At 48.6% G+C, this 24,134-nt stretch carries 15 protein-coding genes; 11 read left to right on the top strand and 4 right to left on the bottom strand.

Going from position 1 to position 24,134, the window contains the following annotated elements; genetic code table 11:
- Positions 1–2: 2 nt before the first annotated feature.
- Entirely contained in the window at positions 3–1,511 is a 1,509-nt protein-coding gene (locus BM114_RS00860) for a GH3 auxin-responsive promoter family protein (protein ID WP_092109211.1), read from the bottom strand.
- 390 nt (positions 1,512–1,901) lie between these two features.
- Here BM114_RS00860 and BM114_RS00855 point away from each other — a divergent pair, with 390 nt between their 5' ends.
- From BM114_RS00855 to BM114_RS00845, 3 genes are all read left to right on the top strand, one after another.
- On the top strand, positions 1,902–2,276 hold the full coding sequence (locus BM114_RS00855) for a DUF488 domain-containing protein (RefSeq protein ID WP_092109207.1): 375 nt from the start codon (positions 1,902–1,904) through the stop codon (positions 2,274–2,276).
- A gap of 117 nt (positions 2,277–2,393) precedes the next feature.
- Positions 2,394–3,671, top strand: coding sequence for an O-acetylhomoserine aminocarboxypropyltransferase/cysteine synthase family protein (locus BM114_RS00850; RefSeq protein WP_369808386.1), 1,278 nt, complete (start codon positions 2,394–2,396; stop codon positions 3,669–3,671).
- Positions 3,672–3,733: 62 nt separating this feature from the next.
- Positions 3,734–5,110: a TrpB-like pyridoxal phosphate-dependent enzyme gene (locus tag BM114_RS00845; RefSeq protein ID WP_218151478.1), complete on the top strand. Its 1,377-nt coding sequence runs from the start codon at positions 3,734–3,736 to the stop codon at positions 5,108–5,110.
- A gap of 207 nt (positions 5,111–5,317) precedes the next feature.
- Here BM114_RS00845 and BM114_RS00840 read toward each other — a convergent pair whose 3' ends face one another.
- The gene (locus tag BM114_RS00840; protein ID WP_092109198.1) at positions 5,318–5,845 is read right to left on the bottom strand and encodes a very short patch repair endonuclease; all 528 of its coding nucleotides are present in this window, start codon (positions 5,843–5,845) and stop codon (positions 5,318–5,320) included.
- Between the two features lie 262 nt (positions 5,846–6,107).
- On the opposite strand from BM114_RS00840, the gene BM114_RS00835 reads away from it, so the two are divergent.
- From BM114_RS00835 to BM114_RS00800, 8 genes are all read left to right on the top strand, one after another.
- A complete protein-coding gene (locus tag BM114_RS00835) occupies positions 6,108–6,701 on the top strand; it encodes an RNA polymerase sigma-70 factor (protein ID WP_092109195.1) in 594 nt (197 codons plus the stop codon).
- Between the two features lie 65 nt (positions 6,702–6,766).
- Positions 6,767–7,780 (top strand): FecR family protein, encoded by a 1,014-nt coding sequence (locus BM114_RS00830; protein ID WP_092109192.1) that lies wholly within the window; start codon positions 6,767–6,769, stop codon positions 7,778–7,780.
- A gap of 237 nt (positions 7,781–8,017) precedes the next feature.
- Positions 8,018–11,476, top strand: a complete 3,459-nt coding sequence (locus tag BM114_RS00825) for a TonB-dependent receptor (RefSeq protein WP_092109189.1) — start codon at positions 8,018–8,020, stop codon at positions 11,474–11,476.
- A gap of 15 nt (positions 11,477–11,491) precedes the next feature.
- Positions 11,492–13,273: a RagB/SusD family nutrient uptake outer membrane protein gene (locus tag BM114_RS00820; RefSeq protein ID WP_369808385.1), complete on the top strand. Its 1,782-nt coding sequence runs from the start codon at positions 11,492–11,494 to the stop codon at positions 13,271–13,273.
- Positions 13,274–13,431: 158 nt separating this feature from the next.
- Entirely contained in the window at positions 13,432–14,343 is a 912-nt protein-coding gene (locus BM114_RS00815) for an endonuclease/exonuclease/phosphatase family protein (protein WP_255406376.1), read from the top strand.
- Between the two features lie 48 nt (positions 14,344–14,391).
- The gene (locus tag BM114_RS00810) at positions 14,392–16,509 is read left to right on the top strand and encodes an alpha-N-acetylglucosaminidase (protein ID WP_255406389.1); all 2,118 of its coding nucleotides are present in this window, start codon (positions 14,392–14,394) and stop codon (positions 16,507–16,509) included.
- Between the two features lie 70 nt (positions 16,510–16,579).
- Complete coding sequence (locus BM114_RS00805) at positions 16,580–19,066, top strand: glycoside hydrolase family 3 C-terminal domain-containing protein (protein WP_255406375.1); 2,487 nt, start codon at positions 16,580–16,582, stop codon at positions 19,064–19,066.
- A 17-nt stretch (positions 19,067–19,083) separates the two neighbouring features.
- Positions 19,084–20,985, top strand: a complete 1,902-nt coding sequence (locus tag BM114_RS00800) for a family 20 glycosylhydrolase (protein ID WP_092109177.1) — start codon at positions 19,084–19,086, stop codon at positions 20,983–20,985.
- A gap of 454 nt (positions 20,986–21,439) precedes the next feature.
- Here BM114_RS00800 and BM114_RS00795 read toward each other — a convergent pair whose 3' ends face one another.
- Positions 21,440–23,710, bottom strand: a complete 2,271-nt coding sequence (locus BM114_RS00795; protein ID WP_092109174.1) for a TonB-dependent receptor — start codon at positions 23,708–23,710, stop codon at positions 21,440–21,442.
- Positions 23,711–23,750: 40 nt separating this feature from the next.
- Positions 23,751–24,107: a hypothetical protein gene (locus BM114_RS00790; RefSeq protein ID WP_092109171.1), complete on the bottom strand. Its 357-nt coding sequence runs from the start codon at positions 24,105–24,107 to the stop codon at positions 23,751–23,753.
- Between the last annotated feature and the right edge of the window lie 27 nt (positions 24,108–24,134).

Genomic DNA, 24,134 nt, shown 5'->3' with positions numbered 1-24,134 from the left:
CATTATTCATTCATCGCGAGCAGTTCCTCGATATTCTTGCGGGAGTTGCTGAGGCGCGGAACCTTGTGCTGTCCGCCGAGCTTCCCCTTCGATTTGAGCCAGTCGTTGAAGAGTTCCGGCCGTGCTTGGATGAGTTCCAGGTGCTGCAGGGTGATGTCGTGCGAGCGCTTGGCCTCATAGTCGCTGTTGATTTCCTGCAGCTTCCGGTCGAGCAGATTGGAGAATTCCTGCAGGTCGGCAGGCTCCTTGGCAAACTCCACGAGCCACTGGTGGCGGCACTTGGCGTCGGCATCCATGTATACGGGAGCCGCCGTGTATTCCCTCACCTCTGCCCCCGTCTGCTCGCAGGCATAGGCCAGGGCCTTCTCGGCATTGTCCATGATGAGCTCTTCACCGAAGGCATTGATGAAGTATTTGGTGCGTCCCGTGATGATGAACTTATAGGGATTCTTGGAGGTAAACCTCACGGTGTCGCCGATCAGGTAGCGCCAGAGGCCGCAGGAGGTGGAGATGAGCATGGCGTAATTGCGCCCTGTCTCCACGCCGGAGAGCGGAACGACGGTGGGATTGTCCGTTCCGTATTCGTCCATCGGGATGAATTCGTAGAACACGCCGTAGTCGAGCATCAGGAGCATGCTTGCGTCCGTCGGATCGCTCTGTATGCCGAAGAATCCCTCCGAGGCGTTATAGGTTTCCATGTAGTGCATGCGGGGCGAGGTGATGAGCTGCTCATACTGTCGGCGATAAGGCGTGAAGGCGATGCCGCCGTGCCAGAACACCTCGAGATTGGGCCACACATCCTCCAGATGCTGTTTGCCGGAAAGCTCCATCACACGCACCAGCACACTGAGCATCCACGAGGGAACGCCCGACAGGGTGGTAACATTCTTGCCCATCGTTTCGCGTGCGATGCGGTCGCGCTTCACCTCAAAGTCGGAGAGCAGGGCCGTCGACTTCTTGGGCACACGCGCCAGATTGGCCAGCGGATTGATGTTCTCGATGAGGATGGCACTCAAGTCTCCCACCAGCGAACCATGCTGATTGTAGTTCGGCGAGTGGCTTCCGCCGAGGATGAGGCTCTTTCCGTCGAAGATACGGCTTGCCGGATTGTTCTTCAGATACAGCGCCACCACATCCTTGCCGCCCTGATAATGGATGTTCCGCAAGCCTTCGTGCGACACGGGAATGAACTTCGACTTGTCGTTGGTGGTGCCAGAGCTCTTGGCATACCACCTCACCTGTCCCGGCCAGAGCACATTGTGCTCACCATGCCGCATGCGGTCGATGTCGCCCTTGAGCTCCTCATAGGTATTCACGGGCACATTCCGCACAAAGTCCTCATAGCTCTTCGTCATGTTGAAGAGGTGGTTCCGCCCATATTCTGTTTCCTTGCCCCGCTCAAGGAGGTAGCTCAGCACCTCGCTCTGCAACTCTTCCGCATGGTCGGTGTGCCGTTCCAACTCCTTCTGTCTGGGCAGGAAAAACTTGCCCGCTATGCTTGTCAAACTCATTTTATCTGTCTATCACTTTAAATTGCAAAGGTAACTTAATCTTTCAACAAAAAGGGAAAATTCACTAATTTTAATACTGCAGAGTGCCTGAATACTTTGACCGAAAGTCAAGAGAGCGACTCTTGGCAGCTTCGCTCCTTACCCGGCTTTCGGCAGGACCTTGCTCCCCGTTATCAAAAAGGTGGCTTCCAGCTCAACAAAATCGGCGAGATTGACCGACAAAATCGGCGAAATCGTGCGACAAAATCGGCGATTTTGTCATCCTGTTCACGGCTTCCGATATTTCTCCCCACAACAAGACCGATGAAAGATTATCACCCCGAGAATTGCATCTTTCAAAGAAATTACTTACTTTTGCACGAAATTGAAGAAAAAAGGAGCGTTTGCTACATGAACCAACTACAAGTAAAGAGAGTCTATCTGCCCGCCGACGAAGCCGACGGCCACCGCATACTCATAGACCGCCTGTGGCCCCGGGGCCTCAAGAAAGAGGCAGCTGCGCTGGACGAATGGTGCCGTGAGATAGCTCCGACGCCCGACCTCCGCAAGTGGTTCGGCCACAAGGAGGAGAACTTCGGCGACTTTTCCGCCAGATACAGGGCGGAATTGGAGCGCAATCCTGCCGCCCTGCCTTTTGCCCGGCACATCCGTGAACTGCTGAAAGAGGGAAATGTAACCCTCCTCTTCGGTGCCAAGAGCCCGACCTGTAACCATGCCGTAGTATTGAAAAACTGGATTCTTACTAAGGATTTAGGCTCGGTTTAACCCTCGTAGCGACGATTTTTCCAGCATTCCCCAAGATTATTCTGACGAGAAAGCTGGTCTTTATGGGAAAATGATTACCTTTGCCCCGAAGATAGTATGTAACGAATGAGAGAAAAAATGAAAAAGAATCTTGAGACCCTATGCATCCACGGCGGCTACAAACCCCACAAGGGAGAGCCCCAGCAGATGCCCATCATCCAGAGTACCACTTTCAAGTATGACACCAGCGAGCAGATGGCACGCCTCTTCGACCTGCAGGACGAGGGCTACTTCTATACGCGCCTGGCCAACCCCTCGAACGATTATGTGGCCAAGAAAATCGTAGCCCTCGAAGGCGGAGTGGGCGGACTGCTCACCTCAAGCGGGCAGGCTGCCAACTTCTATGCCGTATTCAACATCTGCGAGGCCGGCGACCACTTTATCACTTCCAACTCTATTTACGGCGGAACCTTCAACCTCTTCGGGGTAACCATGAAGAAACTCGGCATCGAATGCACATTCATCGATCCCGACTGGGACGACGAAAGGATAGAAGAAGCCTTCCGCCCAAACACCAAATGCTTCTTCGGAGAAACCATCTCCAACCCCGGTGGGCATGTATTCGACATCGAGCGGTTCGCCAAGATGGCGCATAAGCACGGCGTTCCGCTGATTGTAGACAACACCTTTGCCACCCCGATCAACTGCCGTCCGTTTGAGTGGGGATGCGACATCGTTACCCATTCCACCACGAAATACATGGACGGGCACTCCGCGCAGGTGGGCGGCGCCATCGTAGACTCCGGCAATTTCGACTGGGAATCACATGCGGAAAAGTTCCCGGGACTCACCACCCCCGACGCAAGCTACCACGGACTCACCTATACCAAGGCATTCGGAAAGATGGCTTATAGCACCAAACTCCTGAGCCAACTGATGCGCGACCTCGGCAGCATACCCGCTCCGATGAACGCCTATATCCTCAATCTCGGCCTCGAAACCTTGGCTCTGCGCATGAAGCAGCATTGCTCGAACGCCCAGAAAGTGGCCGAATGGCTTGAGGAAAACCCGAAGGTGGCATGGGTGAATTACTGTGGCCTGCCCTCCGACAAGTACTATACGCTGGGGCAGAAATACCTGCCTGGGGGCTCGTGCGGCGTCATTGCCTTCGGACTGAAGGGCACGCGCGAAGACGCCATACGCTTCATGGACAATCTCGACTTCATCTCTATTGCCACCCATGTGGCCGATGCCCGCACCTGCGTGCTGCATCCAGCCAGCCACACACACCGCCAATTGAGCGACGAACAGCTCCGCGAGGCCGGCATTGCACCCGACCTCATACGCCTGTCGGTGGGTATCGAGAATGTAGGCGACATCATCGCCGACCTCGAACAGGCCATGGAAAAGATGTAAGAACGCCGCACAGACAACACGGTCAGCATACTTGAATCACAACAAAAATAGCAACAAGGATTATGGAAAAGAAGATTCCCTACAAGATTTATCTGCATGAGGACGAAATTCCGACGCAGTGGTATAATGTAAGGGCCGACATGAAAAACAAACCGGCACCGCTCATCAGCCCGGCCGACGGCCATCCGCTCACCGTGGAAGAGATGAATCCCATCTTCTGCGAGGAGCTCAACCGGCAGGAGCTGGACAACGATACTGCCTGGTTTGACATCCCGGAACCCGTGCAGGAGTTCTATAAGATGTATCGCCCGTCGCCTCTTGTCAGGGCTTACTTCCTCGAAAGGGCGCTCGGTACGCCGGCAAAGATATACTATAAGTTTGAGGGCAACAACACCAGCGGCTCCCACAAGCTCAACTCATCCATTGCCCAGGCCTATTACGCAAAGGCCCAAGGCCTGAAGGGAGTAACCACGGAGACGGGTGCCGGGCAGTGGGGCACCGCCCTGAGCATGGCCTGCGCCTACTTCGGACTCGACTGCAAGGTGTTCATGGTGAAGGTGTCGTATGAGCAGAAACCCTTCCGCCGCGAGGTAATGCGCACCTATGGCGCCACCGTAACGCCGTCGCCCAGTCAGACCACCGAGGTGGGCCGCAAGATTCTGGCCGACCATCCGGGAACCAGCGGCTCGCTCGGATGCGCCATCTCAGAGGCCGTGGAGACTGCCGTGAAGACCCCCGGCTATCGCTATGTGCTCGGCTCGGTGCTCAATCAGGTGGTGCTCCACCAGAGCATCATCGGCCTGGAGACGCAGGCCGCGCTGAAGAAATACGGCATCAAGCCCGACATCATCATCGGCTGCGCAGGCGGCGGCTCCAATCTCGGAGGCTTCGCAGCTCCCTTCTTCGGAGATATGCTCCGCGGCGAGGCCGACTATCACATCATCGGCGTGGAACCTGCGTCGTGCCCGAGCTTCACCCGCGGCAAGTTCGCCTACGACTTCTGCGACACGGGCATGATATGCCCGCTGGCCAAGATGTACACCCTCGGAAGCCAATTCATCCCTTCGGCCAACCATGCCGGAGGGCTCCGATTCCACGGCATCAGCCCCATCCTCGCACAACTCTACCACGACGGACTCTTCGAAGCACGCACCGTGGAGCAGACGCCGGTATTCGAGGCGGCCGAGCAATTTGCCCGCACCGAGGGCATCCTGCCCGCACCGGAGTCGAGCCACGCCATCCGCGTGGCCATCGATGAGGCCCTGAAGTGCAAGCTCACGGGAGAAGAAAAGACCATCGTCTTCAACCTGACGGGCACCGGATACTTCGACCTGAAGGCCTATGAGCAGTATAATGACGGAACAATGACCGACATTATCCCCAGCGACGAGGCCATCGCCGAGTCCCTGGCCAAGCTCCCGAAGGTAGGAAACCAGTAAGCGGTCCGGCCTTCTGCCTGCAAGAGAAGTGCGGCAGCCGTCATTATGTCTTGTTACAAACGGCTTGTAACGGCATTACACACAGCGTGTAACCCTATTACAAGCGGCGTGTAATCCGACTAAAGGCGGTTGCCGCATTCTTATTAGGTCTTTTCCAGTTTTCCTTTTCATAGCTGAGGACTGCCCGCAAGGAAGTCAGTTCTACGGTCAAGGCTGAGGTTCTGCCGCCATGTCCAGTTCCTGCTCTTCCTCCATGCGCCGGTAAGAATGATCTTGCAGGAAGATATGGTTGAGCGTGAAGGCCAGCGAGCGCAAGGTTTCCTCGCGCACCTTGGGCTTCAGTTCGCACTCCCACACCGTGATGCAGTGCCATCCCATCGCTGCCAGCTGCTTCTGTTCCTCGATGTCGCGTTCCCTGTTACGCAGGATTTTGTTCACCCAGAACTCCCTGTTTGTATGCGGAATCTTACAGCAACCGGAGCTCTCGATATTCCTCTTGCCGCCCCCGGCCATCACATGCACCCGATGGCCGTGCCAGAAGCAACCGTTCACGAAGATGCAGGTGCGATACTTCCGGAGCACCAAATCAGGATGCCCGGGCAGACGCGGACTGTTCAGCCGATAGCGGAATCCCTGTGCCCAGAGATACCGGCGTACCAGCAGTTCCGGCTTCGTGCCCTTGCTCTTGATGGCTGCCATGTTCGCATGTCGTTGTATTTGGGAAAGACTGTCCATATCGCAAAGATATAAACTTTAATCCGGAAAAGCGACAGAAAGCGGAGGAAATCAAAAACATCAGCCTGATATCCCGATTCTCTCCGTGTTAAAATCCTTTAAATGGAATGAGCCAATAACTATTTTTAATATCTTTGTATTGCTATCAAATAGATAAGAAAACGAGAATGCCCAGAAACAGTGCCAACATCTTTTTGAAGGCAACCGATTGCGGAAAACCGGTGGAAACCTAACAAGAACAGAAACGAAACGCCTATAAACCGTGGAACGGACAGAGGAATTAATCATCCAGCAACTCGTGGAGGGTAATGAGAAGGCATACAGGCATCTGTATGAAAAACATTATGCCGTACTCTGCCATATAGCCAACCAGTATGTAAAAGACGATTTCCTGGCAGAAACCATAGTCAGCGATGTTATCTTTCACCTTTGGGAGGTCCGTGCCAGCATCCAGATTACGACCTCGCTGCGGAGTTATCTGGCACAGAGCGTCAGGCACAGATGTCTCGACTACTTGAAATCACAGCAATTCCAGAAGGAAATGGTCTCCGGGAGGCTCGGAGTTTCCCGCTTGCCCGTCGTTCAATATATCAACCATGACGACTATCCGCTGGGCAAACTTCTGGAAAAAGAGCTTGAAGAGCAGATTATGAGTGCCATCGAGCGTCTGCCGGACAAATGCAGGAAAGTGTTCCGGCTCAGCCGATTTGAAGGCAAGAAGGATGAAGAAATAGCTGCCGAGCTTGGCATTTCCATCAATACCGTAAAGTATCACATCAAACATGCACTCACTCTTTTGCGCACTGACTTACAGAAATACCTACTGATATTATTCCTCACATTTATTCAAAACTAAGAAAAAACAAACTCCTGCGACTACCCCAAGGAGTTTTTTTTTCGTCATACAAAAAGAAACCTAATATGGAAGAGACGATAAAACATATTGACGACTTGATTATTCAACTGCTTTGCGGCGAGCTGAATCATGAAGGACAGGAAGAGCTTCGTAACTGGATTGCGATTTCCGACGAGAACAAAAACTATGTTCAAATCCAGGAGGAAATCTGGTTTTCGTCCGTAGACAAAGACGAACTTGCAAGATATGATGCCTCCAAGGCATTTGAATCCTTCCTCAGCCACATCGCTGAAACCGGGGCTGACAAGCAGAAAAAGTCTTCCAACAGGATTCGCCGTCTGCTCCGCTATGCGGCAATGATTGCAATTGTCGCCTTGATTTCAATCTTTGCATACCAACACGGACAAAGACAGCTGAGCGAAGCATTTGCCGAAATCGTAATTGAGCCCGCCCCCGGCTCAAGGACGAAGACCATATTGCCCGACGGAACATCCGTATGGCTCAACTCCGGCTCAAAGCTCACTTACTCACAGGGATTCGGCCTGAAAGACAGACAGGTTTCTTTGAAGGGAGAAGGATTCTTCGAAGTTACCAAGAACAAGGACCTCCCCTTCTCGGTCAAGTCGGGAATCCTGCAAGTAAATGTATTGGGAACCAAGTTTAACTTCCGCGACTATCCCGAAGACCCCGAAGCCGAGGTGGTCTTGTCGGAAGGTTTCGTGTCCCTGAAGAGCCTGATGGCAAACAACCATGAATACAAGACCCTGATTCCCGGGCAACGGGCAGTACTCAACAAGAAGACCGGCAAGTTTGAACTTGACGAATACGACGCCGGAAAATCGCACATGTGGACCCAGGGCTTCCTCATTCTCGACGGGGAATCCATCTACACCATTGCCAAGAAACTGGAAAGATCCTATGGCGTGAAGGTTACGGTTTTTTCGAAGACGCTTGAACAATTCCATTTCTATGGAGACTTTATCCGGCAGGAACAATCGCTCACCGATGTACTTGAGGCTCTGAAAGGAACTGGGAAACTTCATTACAAGATAGATGGCAAGAATGTAACCCTATACTGAATCTATTAATAACTCTATCATTATGTTAATCTTAAAAACCGCAGATATGAAGCTGATAAGAGCAGTGCCCTAAGCCGGAGATGAAAAAGCAGAAAGAAGTGGAAGTTCTTTCTGCCGTGGTAATCTCCCTAAACAACCGTGTACAGTATGCCTATAAGAGAATTTCTACAAAGTTAATGTTTTTCTTTTATAGACACAACTTAATCTTAAATTAATAACATTAATTACAGTTTTAACATGAATCTAAAGAAAATCATTCTATTGGCTATCGCCTTCAGCTATGGTATGGTGTCATTAGCCCAAGGCCTTAATCTGAACCTGAAGAATGTTTCAGTAAAGAAAGCCATGACGGAATTATATCAAAAGACGGGGTATTCCTTTGTCTATGAAGCCGCCGATCTCAATACATCCAGAGAGGTAAGCGTGCATGCGACAAGCCTGGAAAAGGCAATAGAGCAGATTCTGGCCGGCCAGGATGTAGACTACAAGATACAAGGCAAGAATATCATTGTATCTCATAGAGTCTCAAGAACAGCATCGGCTCCTGATGCCAAGAGGCATACCGTAACTGGAAGTATTACCGATTCAAAGGGAGAGCCCATCATCGGAGCATCCGTAAAAGTTAGAGGAACAAACCTCGGCACAGTAACGGATATTGACGGAAACTTCTCTATGGATGTGCCCGAAGGATCCGATCTCGAAATATCTTATGTAGGGTTCCGGACGCAGACCATCAAGTCGCCCGGCAAGCAGGTTTCCGTGAACCTGATTGAAGATACGGAAGCTCTGGACGAAGTCGTCGTGATTGGCTATGGAACCAAGAGAAAGGCTAACCTAATCGGTGCTGTAAGTACGGTAACAGCTAATGAAATAAAGGATCGCCCCGTAAGCAGCGTTGGCCAGATGCTACAAGGACAAGTCCCTAACCTGAACATTACCTTCGGCTCTGGAACACCAGGAGAATCAACAATACTCAACATTCGTGGTGCTACTTCTATAGTCAATAGCGGGGCACCGCTTGTATTGATCGACGGGGTGGAAGGCGATATTGACCGCGTCAATCCTAATGACATCGAGTCCATCTCTGTTCTGAAGGATGCAGCCTCTGCTGCCATCTACGGTGCTCGTGCTGGATTCGGCGTTATCTTGATAACTACAAAGTCAAATAAAGACGGAAATGTACATATTACTTACAATGGTCGCTATAGTTTCTCTGCCCCTACGACAAAAACAGATTTCATGACAAACGGTTATGATGTTGCAAGGCTAGTTGACGAATTTAATATGGCCACTAATAATAGCAGCTATACCAACTTCTCCCAAGCGGACTATGCAGAATTGGAAGCTCGTCGCTATGATACAGTTGAAGATTCTAACCGTCCTTGGATAACTATAGGAAGTGATGGGAGATACCATTATTATGGAAATTTTAATTGGTATGATTACTTGCTTGACTACAAACAGCCAACTTGGAGTAACAACCTAAATATTAATGGAGGCAATGAGAAATTCAACTATATTGTTAGTGGTAGTGCCAATGACCGTAAGGGTATTTATGCTATCAGTACTGACAAATATCATACTCGTACTTTAATGACCAAGTTTAATGTACAAGTTACATCATGGTTAGATATTTCTTCAAGCGCCTCTTTATTCAAATCCAATTATAAGCAACCTGGATACGACTATGAAGATGGCGGAAACTTCGGCAACCTTTCATTCCATGCAATGCCTTGGTTGAGCCCGATTAATCCAGACGGAACGAATGTCTATACGCAACCCAATTCTGGAAACTATCCTGGTGATGGCTTTTATGCTATGATTCGCACCGGGAATGGTTTCACAAAAGTACAAAAGACTCAGCAAACATATGCTTTGGGCGCAACCATTCATATTTTGCCTGGTTTGGATTTAATAGGAAAATATACCTATAAGAATTACATTAAAGATAAACAGTTCCGCGTTGCTAACTTTGAATACTCTGAAAGACCAGGGCAAATATTGACTGCAAATTCAGGATTCTTTGCTAACCGACTCAAAGAGATTCGTCAGTCGGAGTCCGTCTCAGACTACGACCTGTATGCAACCTATTCAAAAGTATTCAACAATGCACATAATTTAAATATCGTATTAGGCACTAATTATGAGATAGAACACTATAAGAATGTTGAAGCTTCATCTTATACTCTTCAATCTGAAATATTGAATGATTTAGCACTAGCAACAGGCAACAAAGGTGCGAAAGGTGGACAACATGAATTTGCCTTATTAGGGTACTTTGGGCGTATCAGTTATGATTATTTAGGTAAATACCTGGCCGAAGTTAATATGCGCTATGATGGAACCTCTCGCTTCCCTTCTGGCAATCGCTGGGGATTCTTTCCATCTATTGCATTAGGATGGAGGGTAAGCGACGAGAAGTTCTTTAATCCCATTAAGTCAGTAGTAAGTAACTTCAAGCTGAGAGGGTCTATCGGTTCATTGGGTAATCAGGTTACTGATGGTTATCCCAATGCATATTATCCATATATTCGCCGTGCAGCTATAACAAATACAACAACCATTGGCTATATCTTTGATAATGCACAAGCTGCTTATATTAAATTAGATGCACCCGTTTCAGGAAGTCTAACTTGGGAAACTATCGTTACCAAAAACTTCGGAATGGACCTGGGATTCTTTGATAACAAATTGAATGTAAATATAGATATCTACCGTCGTGATACAAAGGATATGCTTGCATCTTCATTGACATTACCAAATGTCTATGGCTACAATGCCCCTTTGGAGAATAACGGACAACTAAAAACAAATGGTTATGAAATTATGTTAAATTGGAATGATCATTTTAACTTGATTGGGCATCCATTTATATACAGCATCTCAGCCTCACTTGCCGATAACAAATCAAAGCTTGTTAAATATGCTGGTAATGAAACTAAAACCCTTGGGAAAAATTATGAAGGCATGGAATGGGGAGAAATCTGGGGATACCATATTGAGGGTATTTACAAAACTGATGCAGATGCTATAGCACGAGGAGTAGATCAGACTTTCTTAGGTGGTAACCGATATACATCTAATGCAGGAGACTTGATATTCTCTGATATTGATAATAGTAAGAAAATCGATAATGGTAAAGGAACTCTTGAAGATCATGGAGACTTGATAAAGATTGGCAATAGTCAGCCTAGATATCATTATAGCTTTTCACTTAACATGTCATGGTATGGGTTTGACTTTTCTATGTTTTGGCAAGGTATTGGTAAACAGAATATTTATCCAGGACAAAATAATATGATGTTCTGGGGACCTTATGCGCGTGCTTATAGTTCTTTCATACCTGCAGATTTTGCAGGAAAAGTTTGGAGTACAGACAATCTTGACTCATATTTTCCAAGAGCTGGTACAGATCAAGCCCGTTGGTTTGCAATGAGTCGTACTAACGATAGATATCTTCAAAATCTTGCTTACTGCAGATTGAAGAATCTTACTATTGGTTATACATTGCCAAAGATTTTAACTAAGAAAATTAATCTAGATCAAATCCGTTTCTATTTTAGCGGCGAGAACCTTCTTACGACAACAAAATTAAAAAGTGACTATCTTGACCCAGAACAGATGACTACGGATTCTAACGGACGAGTATATCCGTTCTCAAAGACATTCTCCTTTGGTGTTGATATCTCATTTTAATAAACTTTGATGATTATGAAAAAACTATATTATATACCTGTTGTATTTTCTCTATTAACAATGGCGGGATGTTCTTTAGATAAAAACCCACTGGATACCCTCGCTTCAGAGAACTACTTTAATAATCGGGCCGAGCTTCAAACCTTCACCAATGGGTTCTATACTGATTTTCCGACTGCGGAAACAGTCTATGGTGAGACCAGTGATGAAGTAATCCCAACTTCATTAATCAGTGAAGTTATGGGTACGCGAAACATTCCTGAATCAGGAGGGGGGTGGTCATGGGGCAGCTTGGCCAATATCAACACCTATCTGCAGAAGTCTTCGCGCTGCCCAGACGAGCAAGCGCGCGCAGAGTATGATGGTGTAGCTCGATTCTTCCGTGCATACTTCTATTACAATAAGGTCAAAAGATTCGGTGAGGTGCCTTGGTTTAATACCCCGCTTACATCGACAGACAATTTGCTTTACGAGCCACGAACCGACCGCAATACATTAATAGAGAATATTCTAAAAGATATTAATTATGCCATCGATAATTTACCAACCACTACTAATAAGTATCGTGTAACAAAGTGGACTGCTTTGGCTTTGAAATCGAGGATCTTCTTATTCGAAGGTACTTATCGCAAGTATCATGGAATCGATGGATACCAATCCTATTTGCAACAAGCCACAGATGCAGCAGATGAATTTATAAATAATAGTCCATACACTATTTACGCTAAAGGGAGCCAACCTTATAGGGATATTTTTACTGCAGATAATGCCATCGACTCGGAAGTTATTCTTGCAAGAAACTATAATTTAGGCCTTAACATCGTTCATAGCGTCAATCAATACTTCCTTACAGGTGGCTCCAAGCCTGGCATGAACAAGAAGATTGTTGATAGCTATCTGATGAATGACGGTTCCCGCTTCACGGACAATCCGAATTATAAGACCATAAAGTATTATGATGAGATGCAGAACCGCGACCCTCGCCTTGCCCAGACGATAGTTACTCCAGGGTATACAAGAATCGGCTCTTCGACCGTTCTTTCTCCTAGCTTCTCTTCTACGACAACAGGGTATCAGATTACCAAATGGGTTACCGATGCTGCTCAAGACGGTTATAACAAATCGCACAATGACATAATTCTGTTCCGCACAGCCGAGGTATACCTCAACTTTGCAGAGGCCAAGGCCGAGCTGGGAACTTTGACACAAGCCGACCTCGACAAGTCTATCACCAAGATACGCGCCAGAGTGGGAATGCCCGCACTTAACCTGTCGCAGGCAAATGCAAATCCAGACCCATATCTTATGAGCGCAGAGACTGGATACCCCAATGTGTCCGGTACCAATAAGGGCGTTATTCTGGAGATACGCCGTGAGCGCACCATCGAGTTGTTTGATGAAGGTTTCCGTTATGATGACTTAATGAGATGGAAAGAAGGTAAAGCATTTGAAAAGCAGTTCAAGGGAATGTATGTTCCGGCACTGGATCCCGTCAAAAAGTTCGTCGTATTGGATTTGAACGGTAATGGTGCTAACGACTCTTACGATGTATGCATCTATTCAGGTAGCACCGTTCCAAGCGCCGCCACTTACCCGGAGCTGGCATCAGTTACCATCTTCTTGAAACTGGATGACAACTTGTCATTGGAGAATGGTGTCAACGGCGGAAACATCCTCATACACGACATCAAGGTTGCACCGAGGAAATGGAATGAGGACAGGGATTATCTCTACCCCATCCCGCAAGACCAGATTACGCTCTATGGAGGATCTTTGACACAGAATCCTAATTGGTAAGAATCCTATTAATTGTTCATGGCAATGCGTCAAACAGACTCCTGAGAAATTACAAGCGGCTGGTAACAACATTACCAGCCGTTGGTAACGCCGTTACTAATTACTGGTAATTTCCGGAATAGCTATTGGCGCATCGCCAGATTAAAATTTTCGACAATATGAAGAACAGACTTAACTACTTATTTCTTACGGCAGGACTATTGATGATAGCCTTAACCACATGTGGCGGAGATGACAACCGGGGCAACGGTGGAGAACCCGGACATGGCAGTGGAGGTGAAAATCCGCCGATTGCGGTGAATGACTATAAGTATACCAAGCCTGCAGGCTGCCTACGACTGATGACCTATAATTCGTTCTACTGCAAGAGCAACACGGGCACGGCGTCATTCACGGAGGAGCATACAAAGGCTTTCGCAAGTGTGATAAAGTCTCTGGATCCCGACATTATTGCCATTCAGGAATTAGACAGCAACTGCACGCAGAGGAACAAGAGGTATCTGCTACAAGAGATAAAAGACGCCACAGGGACGAACTATCAGATCTACTTCGGATCGGCGGCAGAATTTGATGGCGGTAGAATCGGATGTGGCGTGATGGTAAAGAGGTCCCTGAATGTCGTAAAAGTAAAGTATGTCGCACTCCCTGGCGACGAGAGCAGGAAACTGATTGAGGTGATGCTTCCTAACTTTTCCTTCTTCACCACTCATCTGGATCTAAACAATCAGAAACGCAGAAGCTCTGTAGAAATCATCAAGAACGAGATGAACGACAGTTCCGTACCCGTCTTCCTTGCAGGCGACTTAAACGATTCTCCATCGTGGGAGACCGCGCAATCGGCATTTCCACTACTTACCCAGTCATTCACCATCATAAGCGCCACGGAGGGAAGCCTGCCTGACCAGCCGAATACGACCATCGACTATATCCTGCTCGACACCTCACACAAGGACAAGGTAGTGGTTTCCGGAACACATGTCGTAAAGAGGCTGTCCATCAACGGTGAGCAGAAAGACATCTCCACCGTCTCAGACCATTATCCGGTTTATGTAGATATGAAAATAAAATAAGTTGACTACACCATGATCTCGTTGCTTAAAACCTTGATTTTGTCAGCTATGATAGGGTTGCCTTATGGTTGTTTTGCCCAAGACTTTAACGGCATAAAAGAAATGGTGGCCAGAAGACTGCCCTTTCTGAAAGAACATATCGTTTTCCAAATACTAAAAGGTGAAAGCAATGAAACCTTTATTCTCTCTACCAAGGGAGATAAAATCATAGTTCAGGCAAACTCTCCATCGGCTGCATCAGAGGGTGTAACCTACTATCTGAACTACTATTGCCACATGAGTCTTTCGCATTGTGGAAACAACATCAGGCCGCTGAAGAAAATCATAAGGCTCAGAAAGCCCATCAAAATCTCTACGCCGTTTAAATATCGGTATGCTCTGAACTATTGCACCTATAGTTATAGTTATCCGTTCTATACCTGGGAGGACTTCGAGCGAGAGCTGGACTGGATGGCACTCAACGGAATTAACCTCATGCTAGCACCCGTCGGCACGGAGATTGTGTGGCAAGAAACTCTACTAAAGCTGGGCTTCAGCAAAGAGGATGTTTCTGAATTTATTCCGGGCCCGGCCTATACGGCATGGTGGCTGATGGGAAATCTGGAAGGTTGGGGCGGTCCGATGAGCCAGGAAATGATAGAAGACCGGTATCAGTTGCAACTGAAGATTCTGAAGAGGATGAAGGAACTGGGCATCAAACCCGTCCTGCAAGGATTCCCCGGCATCGTCCCGTCGTTCTTCAAGAGCAGGTATCCCTCTGCACAAGTCGTCTCCCAAGGACTCTGGGGAGCGTTCCAACGCCCTGATATACTACTTCCTGGCAATGATTTCTTCGATAAGGTGGCTAAAGAATACTATGGATGTGTGAAGAAATTTTTTGGAGATGACTTCCAATTCTTTGGTGGCGACCTGTTTCATGAGGGAGGAAACTCTCAAGGTGTAGACCTGTCAAAGACCGCTCGGCTTGTCCAGCAAAAGATGCTGGAGTTCTTTCCACAGGCCAAATGGGTTCTTCAGGGATGGAACAACAATCCCAAGCCCCTTCTTCTCTCCGGGCTTGACAAGGAGCATGTGCTCCTCATTAACCTATCGGGAGAGATTGCCGCGTCTTGGGAAAACTCAGATGAGTTCGGTAAGACCCCATGGATTTGGGGTAGCGTGAATCATTTCGGAGGTAAGACTGATATGGGAGGACAGCTGCCTGTTTTAATAAACGAACCTCACCGGGCTTACAAAAAATCTGCCGGGCACTTGCTTCAGGGAATAGGAATCCTCCCGGAAGGCATCCTCAGCAACCCGGTGGTGTATGACTTCGCTTTAAAAACGGCATGGTATAAAGATACTCCAGACCTGGATACACTTACTCGCAACTACATACTTTATCGGTATGGCAAGTGGAGCAAAGACCTGTACGAAGCGTGGAAATTATTGTATAGCTCCGTCTTCGGGGAATTCAATATAAAAGGAGAGGGCACTTTTGAATCCATTTATTGTGCTCGGCCGAGCCTTCATGTTACGAGCGTTTCGACATGGGGACCTAAAAGAATGCAATACGACCCGAAGATGCTGGAACGAGCTCTGTTATTTTTCAGGAAGGCCGCAAATGATTTTCTAAAATCGGAAACCTATAAATATGACCTCATAGACTTGGCCAGACAAGTCATGGCAAACTATGGGCGCGTAGCTTATAAGAAAGTAATAGACGCCTACAATGATAAGAATAAAAAAGAATTATCTGCTCAATCACAAAGATTCATTGATCTTATTCTTCTACAAGACCGTCTTCTACAGACAGACAGTCATTTTCTTTTAGGGAATTGGCTCAAACAAGCTGCATCGTACGGAAGCACAGATACTGACAGGAAGCTATCTCTCCTCAATGCACGAATGCAGATAACCTATTGGGGACCTAACGACAGTACTACCCGTGTCCATGACTATGCAAATAAAGAGTGGGCGGGGCTTCTAAAAGATTATTACGCTCCACGCTGGAAAACTTTTTTCGAGAGGCTTCAGGCAAGATTATCTTCTGATAAGGTAGAGACTGTAGACTTTTTCGCCATGGAACGGAAATGGGCTTTGAAGACCAACGCTTACCCTACGGAAGCGAGCGGTAACTATATAGAGATGGTAGATCATGTGATTGCTACAACTTTAACTAAATAATTTAGATATCAATATGAAGAGACTAAAGAGAATCTTTCCTTTCTTGTTTATAGCCATTACACCTATATCTATGAAGGCTCAAATATATAATGCCACTTTATATCCTAAAGACCGTATCTATGACTTGGTCAGGCAAATGACACTAGAAGAGAAAATCTATGTTCTCGAAAGTGGTTTCTCCTATAGAGGATGTGAACGATTGGGCATTCCGCGCATTGAGACGGCCGACGGCCCTTCCGGAGTTGCGTCGTGGGGACTTAAAGGCCGGGCTACCGCATTTCCATGCCAATTAGCCCTGGCCGCCTCATGGAATCGAAACCTGGCTCATCACATCGGGAGTCTGTATGCAAAGGAATGGCGCGCCAGAGGCATCAATGTGTTCTATGGCCCAGGGGTGAATATCTACCGATCGTCAAAAGACTCCAGGAATTTTGAGTACATGGGCGAAGACCCTTATCTTGCCTCAGAAATGGTAGTACCGCTTATTAAAGGCATACAACAAGGGGGAGTAATCGCAACCGTCAAGCATTTTGTCGCTAATGATCAGGAGTTTGACCGGTATAAAGTGAGTAGTGAGGTAGACGAACGAACCTTGCATGAAATTTACTTTCCTCCTTTTAAGGCTGCAGTCCAAAGAGCGGATGTAAAAGCCATCATGATGGGATACAATCTTGTGAACGGCATTTATTGTGCCCAAAACAGGTATCTGATGAAAGACATCCTTAGAGATTCCTGGGGCTTCAAAGGAACAATCATGTCAGACTGGGGAGCCACCCATGCTGCATACGAGGCCGTCGAAGCAGGATTGGACATGGAATTGGGGACATTTGATTACTTAAACAAGGAAAAACTCCTGCCACTCATAAAAGCCGGGAAAATAAAAGAAAGCCAGGTTGACTCTATGGTAACCCATATCTTCCGACCCTGTTTTGAGTTGGGTATCTTCGACCGGAATACGGTGAAAGATACATCGATTCCCACATTTAACGAGGAGGCAAACAAAGCCGCTTACCAAGAAGCATGTGAAGGAATCATCCTCCTCAAGAACGAAAAAAACATACTTCCTTTGGCTTCACCAAAGACAATTGCCGTCATCGGCCCGAACGCCAATCCGAATATTGCCGATGATAATGTATACGATGTAAAGGGAGTATCTTATGGCGGAGGTGGAAGCTCTAAGGTAAATCCCTGGTATGTAGTTAATGATATGGAAGGTATTCGCCGTGCTTTTCCAAACACAAGAATCCTATATCACGAAGGTGTCTCAAATGCCTATAAGCGTAATTTGTTCAAGCACTCTTCTTTCCAGACGCAAGAAGGCCGTCGTGGGCTTACAGGTACTTACTACATGCTGGATGAACAGAATCCTAAAAAAGTGATTAAATCAAGCATTCAGAGAGTGGATGCTGCCATAGACTTCAATTGGGCAGAGGACTCTAACGAGGCCAAGGCCTTGGGAAAGAACTATAAGGTCCAGTGGGATGGGTTTATCACTCCGGAAAAAGACGATCCCATTATATTCTTCGTGGATGCTCAAGGCGGCTACCGACTGACCGTCGGTGGCAGGATTGTCATTGACGAGAGGAACTCGCAGTCGTTTGCCAACAGATATGTAAGGATTGCTTCTAAAAGAAATGAGAGAATATCCGTCAGACTGGAATACTGGAACCAGAATTGCAATCCGGCAGAAATTCGCCTTGCATGGGACTATGCTTCTTCAATAGACACCTCTGAAGCGCTCAGGATAGCTTCCAAGGCCGACTATGTCATATTCTGCGGCGGCCTCGATGCCAGCCTGGAATTTGAGGGGACAGACCGTCAATTCGAGCTTCCCTACGGGCAGGATGAGTTGATTAATTCCCTGGCTAAGGCCAACCCAAACATTATCGTTGCCCTTCACGGAGGCGGTGGTCTTAGGATGACACCCTGGATAGACCATGTGGCAGCGGTTATTCATCTGCTCTATCCCGGGCAGGAAGGCGGAACCGCATTCGGCGACATTTTGTCTGGAAAGGTAAATCCATCGGCCAAACTACCATTTACCATAGAGAGGGAATGGAAAGACTCTCCTGCCTATGGCAACTATGATGAAACGCGGAAGAAACGGAAAGTCTACTATCGTGAAGGAATCTTTGTCGGCTATAGGGGCTATGAGCATCGCGGGGTAAAGCCCCTGTTCCCGTTTGGGCATGGCCTCTCATACACGGATTTCAACTATTCCAACTTGAAGGTTCAGGTTATTGACAAGGAAAACGGCTGTGTAAAGGTAACCATGGACATTGCCAATACCGGCCAGAGGGATGGCGCCGAAGTGGTGGAACTATATGTACACGACACCGAAAGCAAAATGGAAAGACCCTATAAGGAATTGAAGGACTTTGAAAAGGTGTATCTGAAACCCGGCGAAACGAAATCCATCGAGATGAACCTGCACAAAGAGGCTTTCGAATATTATAATCCGACCCTGCACAAATGGGTCTTGGAACCGGGCAGCTTTGATATATTAGTAGGTTCCTCATCAGAAAATATAAGATTAAAGGGAAATATTCGTTTATAAATTTAAAAACAGTTGATATGAAGAAAAACATGAAAGGCGCGATGCACAAATGTCGGATATGCCTATGCTTGTGTCTGCTGTTCGCTACACCGGCTATAAACGGTCAGAACCTTATCCCGTCGCCGGTAAGCCAGAAGCCATTGGGAGGAAAGGTAAGAGTGAAGAGCATAGATGCCAGGATAGACAAATCGCTCCACCTCCCGGCAGAGGGATATTCCTTGACGATTAAGGGAAACAAGGCCGTTATCCGGGCAAAGGACCGTCAAGGACTGGTCTGGGGCAAGGTAACCTTAAGGCAGTTGGAAGATGAGAAGGGAATGTCTCCACAGACTTCTATCGTTGACTATCCGGCCTTCCCTATCCGGGGCTTCATGCACGACACGGGAAGAAACTTCAGGTCGGTGGCACAGTTGAAAAAGGAGCTTGACCTGTTTTCCTTCTATAAGCTGAATGTCTTTCACTGGCATCTGACCGACAATCCTGCCTCGCGCATAGAATCCAAGGCGTTTCCTCGGCTCAACGATCCTAAATACCAAAGAAAAGACCGCGACCAAGGCAAGTATTATACCTACGACGAGATACGCGATGTCATAGCCTATGCCAGGGAACGGGGCATCACCGTCATTCCCGAAATCGACATGCCGGGGCATAGCGAATACTTCACGAATGCCTTCGGATTCCCGATGGCATCCAAGGAGGGTATGAAGGTATTGGAGACATTGGTCAAGGAGTTCTTTACCGAGATTCCCCGGTCGCTCTGCCCGTACATTCATTTCGGGTCAGACGAAATCACGATAGCCCACCCTGACGAGTTCATGGCCTTCTGCGAGCGGATGGCCAGGCAGAATAACAGGGAAATCCTGGCATGGAATCCCGGGCTGGAAGGCTCCGGTGAGGTCATCTATCAGGTATGGAGAGCTGCCGTGGGAGAGGCCATCGAAAAGACGGGATGCACCCATCGCTACATCGATTCGTATATGGGCTATCTCAATACAGGAAACCCGATATTCAACCTGTACAAGTGTTTCATGCACACTCCCTGTGGCATTGAGAAGGCCGACGGTAAAGCCCTTGGAGGCATTCTGTGTCTATGGAATGATGTGCGGGTGGCGGACAAAAGCCTGACCTTTCCCCACAACGGCATGCCGGAGGCCCTGCTCCCCTTCTCCGAGAGGTTCTGGAGAGGGGGCAAAGGAGTGTCCGTGGCAGAAGAAGACCTGATACCCGGCCCGTCGACGAGCCTCTGGAAGGAGATGCACGACTTTGAAAAGAAGATGGCATACCATCGCGACAGGTTCCTCAAAGACTGGAATGTAAGATGGGTGGGCAGCCTCGATGAGCACTGGGAGGTGAGCCTCCCGGAGCGCAGGGGCACCAGCATCGACTCCATGAAGTGGGTGGACGCATGGGGAGGCGTGGTAGACATAAAGGCTTTGGCCCAGAAGCATCATGTGGAAATACTCCCCACCATGGACGCATGGATGAAGACTCGCATCTTCAGTCCTAAAGACACCGTGGTCTACGCATGGGTGGGATTCGAGACTCCGGAACGATCCAACAGGATGTCCGACGGCATAGGCTATCAGGGACAATGGGAAGCGCAGGGAAGGCTCTTCGTGAACGGAAACGAAATTTTCCCTCCGGAGCCTTGGAATGAGCCGGGCAAATATCGCTCGTTTGACTATACATGGCACACGGCGCTTAACGAAATACCCTACACCAACGAGCAACTCTTCTGGATGAGGAAACCTGCCGGCATACCCTTGAAGGCCGGCGAGAACACCATCCTGCTGTATTGCCCGCGGGTATTCCCGAATGAGACATGGTTTGCCAGCTTCATTCCTCTGTCCATGGATACCTCCGGACATGTATCAGAGGTGAGAGGCATCAGCTTCTCAAAGAACTGGAATCAACCTTAAAATAGATTGAAAGCACTGTAAGCTATATACCAGAAGAGCAGTTTAGGCTCTTTCTCTGAAACCTGCAAGCACAATGGACAGAAACAGGTACTTGTATTTTTAAGTTAGACATTTCGTCGGGACGACGAGCACTGACCAGTTTTAGGATTCCGGGAAAACGGCATTTTCCCGGAATCTTTCTATCTCCAGTCCCTGTGTTGACGGCTCCCGATAATTGTTTCAATGACTGAAACACTTTGTTTCAACAGCCGAAACACGATGTTTCAACGGCTGAAACAACCATTGAAAGTAATGAATGGAAATACATAGTCTCCCTTCCTGCATGCCTCACAGCTATCTCTAAACCATAGGACAGCAACCGGCCTGCGCCAGGCCCACTCCGCAAATCGGCGGGAACTGCCGAAAACTTTTCGGCAGCCCTCACGGTAAATGACCGCTCACAGGCCAGAAGGCTCTACAGGTTGACAGGCACGAGAAACTTTATCCCGATGTTGCGACCCATATTGAAGATGCCCATACGGCCGTTTTCCGGATTGAGCATGGTATACTTCAGTCTGTTAAGGTGATTCTGATAGGCACGATCGAAAATATTGTCGGCCGTGAGATAGACGGTGGCAGCCTTACGGCCACGGATGCGGATGTCGGTGCCCGCGGCAAGATTCACGAGAGTATATGACGGCGTAGCGGTCTCCGTGCCCTGTGCGGCATAGAAATGGTTCTGGCGGAGGTTGCACTCCACGCTCATCGAGACATAGGTATTGCCGAGGGTGCGGCCATGGCGAATCAGGTCATAGCGAAGCTCCGATGTGAGCTTCGGGGCCGGTGTAAACGGCAGATACTTAGACTCCTCGGGCTGATGAAGCTGGATACTGTTCACATAGGAGAAGGAATTCTGCCAGTGGAGGAGTTCCACAGGATGCAGGTCTACACTCAGCTCGCCTCCAAGCAACCGTGCATTGCCCTGAGTATACTGATAGGTTTTATAGCCTTCGGTAATCACTCCCTCGAGCCGCGAGAGGAAGATGAAGTTGTCGATACGATTGGCAAAGAGCGACAGTTGGACCGTGAGCACGGGCGATGTATAGTCGAAGCCCGCGTCTAACTGCCAGCTGTATTCCGGATCGAGGACCTTGTTTCCCAGCTCATACTGCACGGATCCCTCATGGACGCCGTTAGAGGCGAGCTCGCTGAGATTGGGTGCCCGGAATCCGCGGGAGAGATTGACCCGTGCGTGCATACCCTCGGCAATGGCATAGACCGCCCCCAGACTTCCCGTAACGCCCGTGAAATTGCGCGAGACGGGCTGGAAGACATTCTCGAGGGCAAAGCTGTGCAGATGGCGATTGTCAAAACGCAATCCCCCACTGAGGCTCCATCGCCCAGTCTTGTAGCTTGATGTGGCGAAACCTCCGATGTCAAAGAGCTGATAAGCCGGTATCAGCACTTCCTCGCCCTTGTTGAGCGAACGCTGATACATGCCGTTGATGCCTGCGGCAAACTTGAGCCCGTCGTGTTCCGGCCACAGGTACTTGACATCGTAGTTAATGGTATGCAGACGGAAGTCAAGCTCCGGCTCGGCAAAACTCTCCTCATATTCCTGACGCTGGTTTTGCTGATAGGCAATAATGGCTCGCAGAGTGCCGGCCCCCAGATAAAATGAATTATCACTCACGGCCTTATAATGATGCACCTGCTGAAACGGAAGCTGGGCCCCATAGCTATGGCTGTAGCCGCGCTCTCCCTCCACGATGCCCGGGGTGAGATGATAATAGCTGAGCACCAGATGGCTGAACCCCCAGTTGCGGGTGATGCCCAACAGGCCTTCGGCCGAGCGCTCGCGGAATTGGGAACCGAGCACATACTGGTCGGAACGGTTCTTGTAGGCATGTGCCATCTTGTCGGTGAAGCGCCCGCTCCACAAGATGCCGCTGCGATTGCCCTTGAAATTGAGTGAATAATCAAAGAGTCCGTTGTTCGTCTGGTATTCCGTCGACAGATTAGCCTGCATGGTGTTGTGCGCCATGACAGGCTCGCCATGGAAGATTACTACGCCGGCCATGGCGTCGGAGCCATACATCAGCGAGGCCGGCCCCTTGAGAATCTCTGCCGATGAGATGCCCTCGGCATCGATTTCAATGCCGTGCTCCGCACCCCATTGGTTTCCCTCCTGCCGGATGCCGTCGTTGACGACAACGATGCGGTTGAATCCAAGCCCGCGGATAACAGGCTTTGAAATGCCTCCACCCGTAGTAATCTGCGAAACGCCGGGCTGCAGGCTTAGGGCGTCGATGATGTTCGTGGATGATACGGAGTGCAATTCTCGTGTGTCCACGATGGAAATCGGCGTGGGAGAATCCTTTAGAAGCGCCTTTCCCGTAAGTCCTGTTACCACGACCTCGTGGAGCATGGCATTCGATTCCTTCATCGTGAAATCCTTAGTGCGTACATATCTGAGGTCGACGGCCTCAACAATGGTCTGATGACCGAGATAGCTCACCTGTATCTCTATCTGTTTCCGGGGAAGATTCATGATATAGTATCGTCCCTCCTCGTCGGTCGTGGTTCCGGTCTCCAGCTCCGGGAAATAGACCGTAACGCCGATGAGTGGCTCTCCGCTCGCCATATCGGTAACCTTTCCACTGAGCGTAACGGCGTCGGACTGTGAATCTGCCATGGCAGCCACAGAGAGGAATGCCATGAGCAGGATTGAAAAAAATCGGTTCATGTAGATAATTTTAAAAGTTGGTTTATTTATGTTATGTTCATTAAATAAATAAACCATAGGGAGGCGCACGAAGCCTCTTCATCGCTATCCGACAAGAGGGAAACCAAGTCTCCAAGTCGTTCTGGACAGCCCCGAGCCCCAGCGTAAGGACAACGGGAATAATGGCTGCAGGAGCCAGGTATACAAGTGCGAGGAACTCACACAGCACACACTGGTTAACCGAAAATGTAGTGGCGGTGATATGGCCTGCATGGCGGACATGGTGTATGCACTCATAGCATACATCTTCGGGTTTTTCCATCTTATGAATATGGAATACTGACAGCAGGAGCATTGGCATGAATACTCCAAGGAGTATCCAGGCTGAGAACTTTCTATGCACCGCTGAATCTATCATTGGGTACAAAGATAATGTAAAATAAAA

It is taken from the genome of Prevotella sp. KH2C16 (genome assembly GCF_900113305.1).
GTDB lineage: Bacteria > Bacteroidota > Bacteroidia > Bacteroidales > Bacteroidaceae > Prevotella.
Note: the sequence above shows the minus strand (reverse complement) of the source record. Positions and strands in the feature narration are given on the sequence as shown.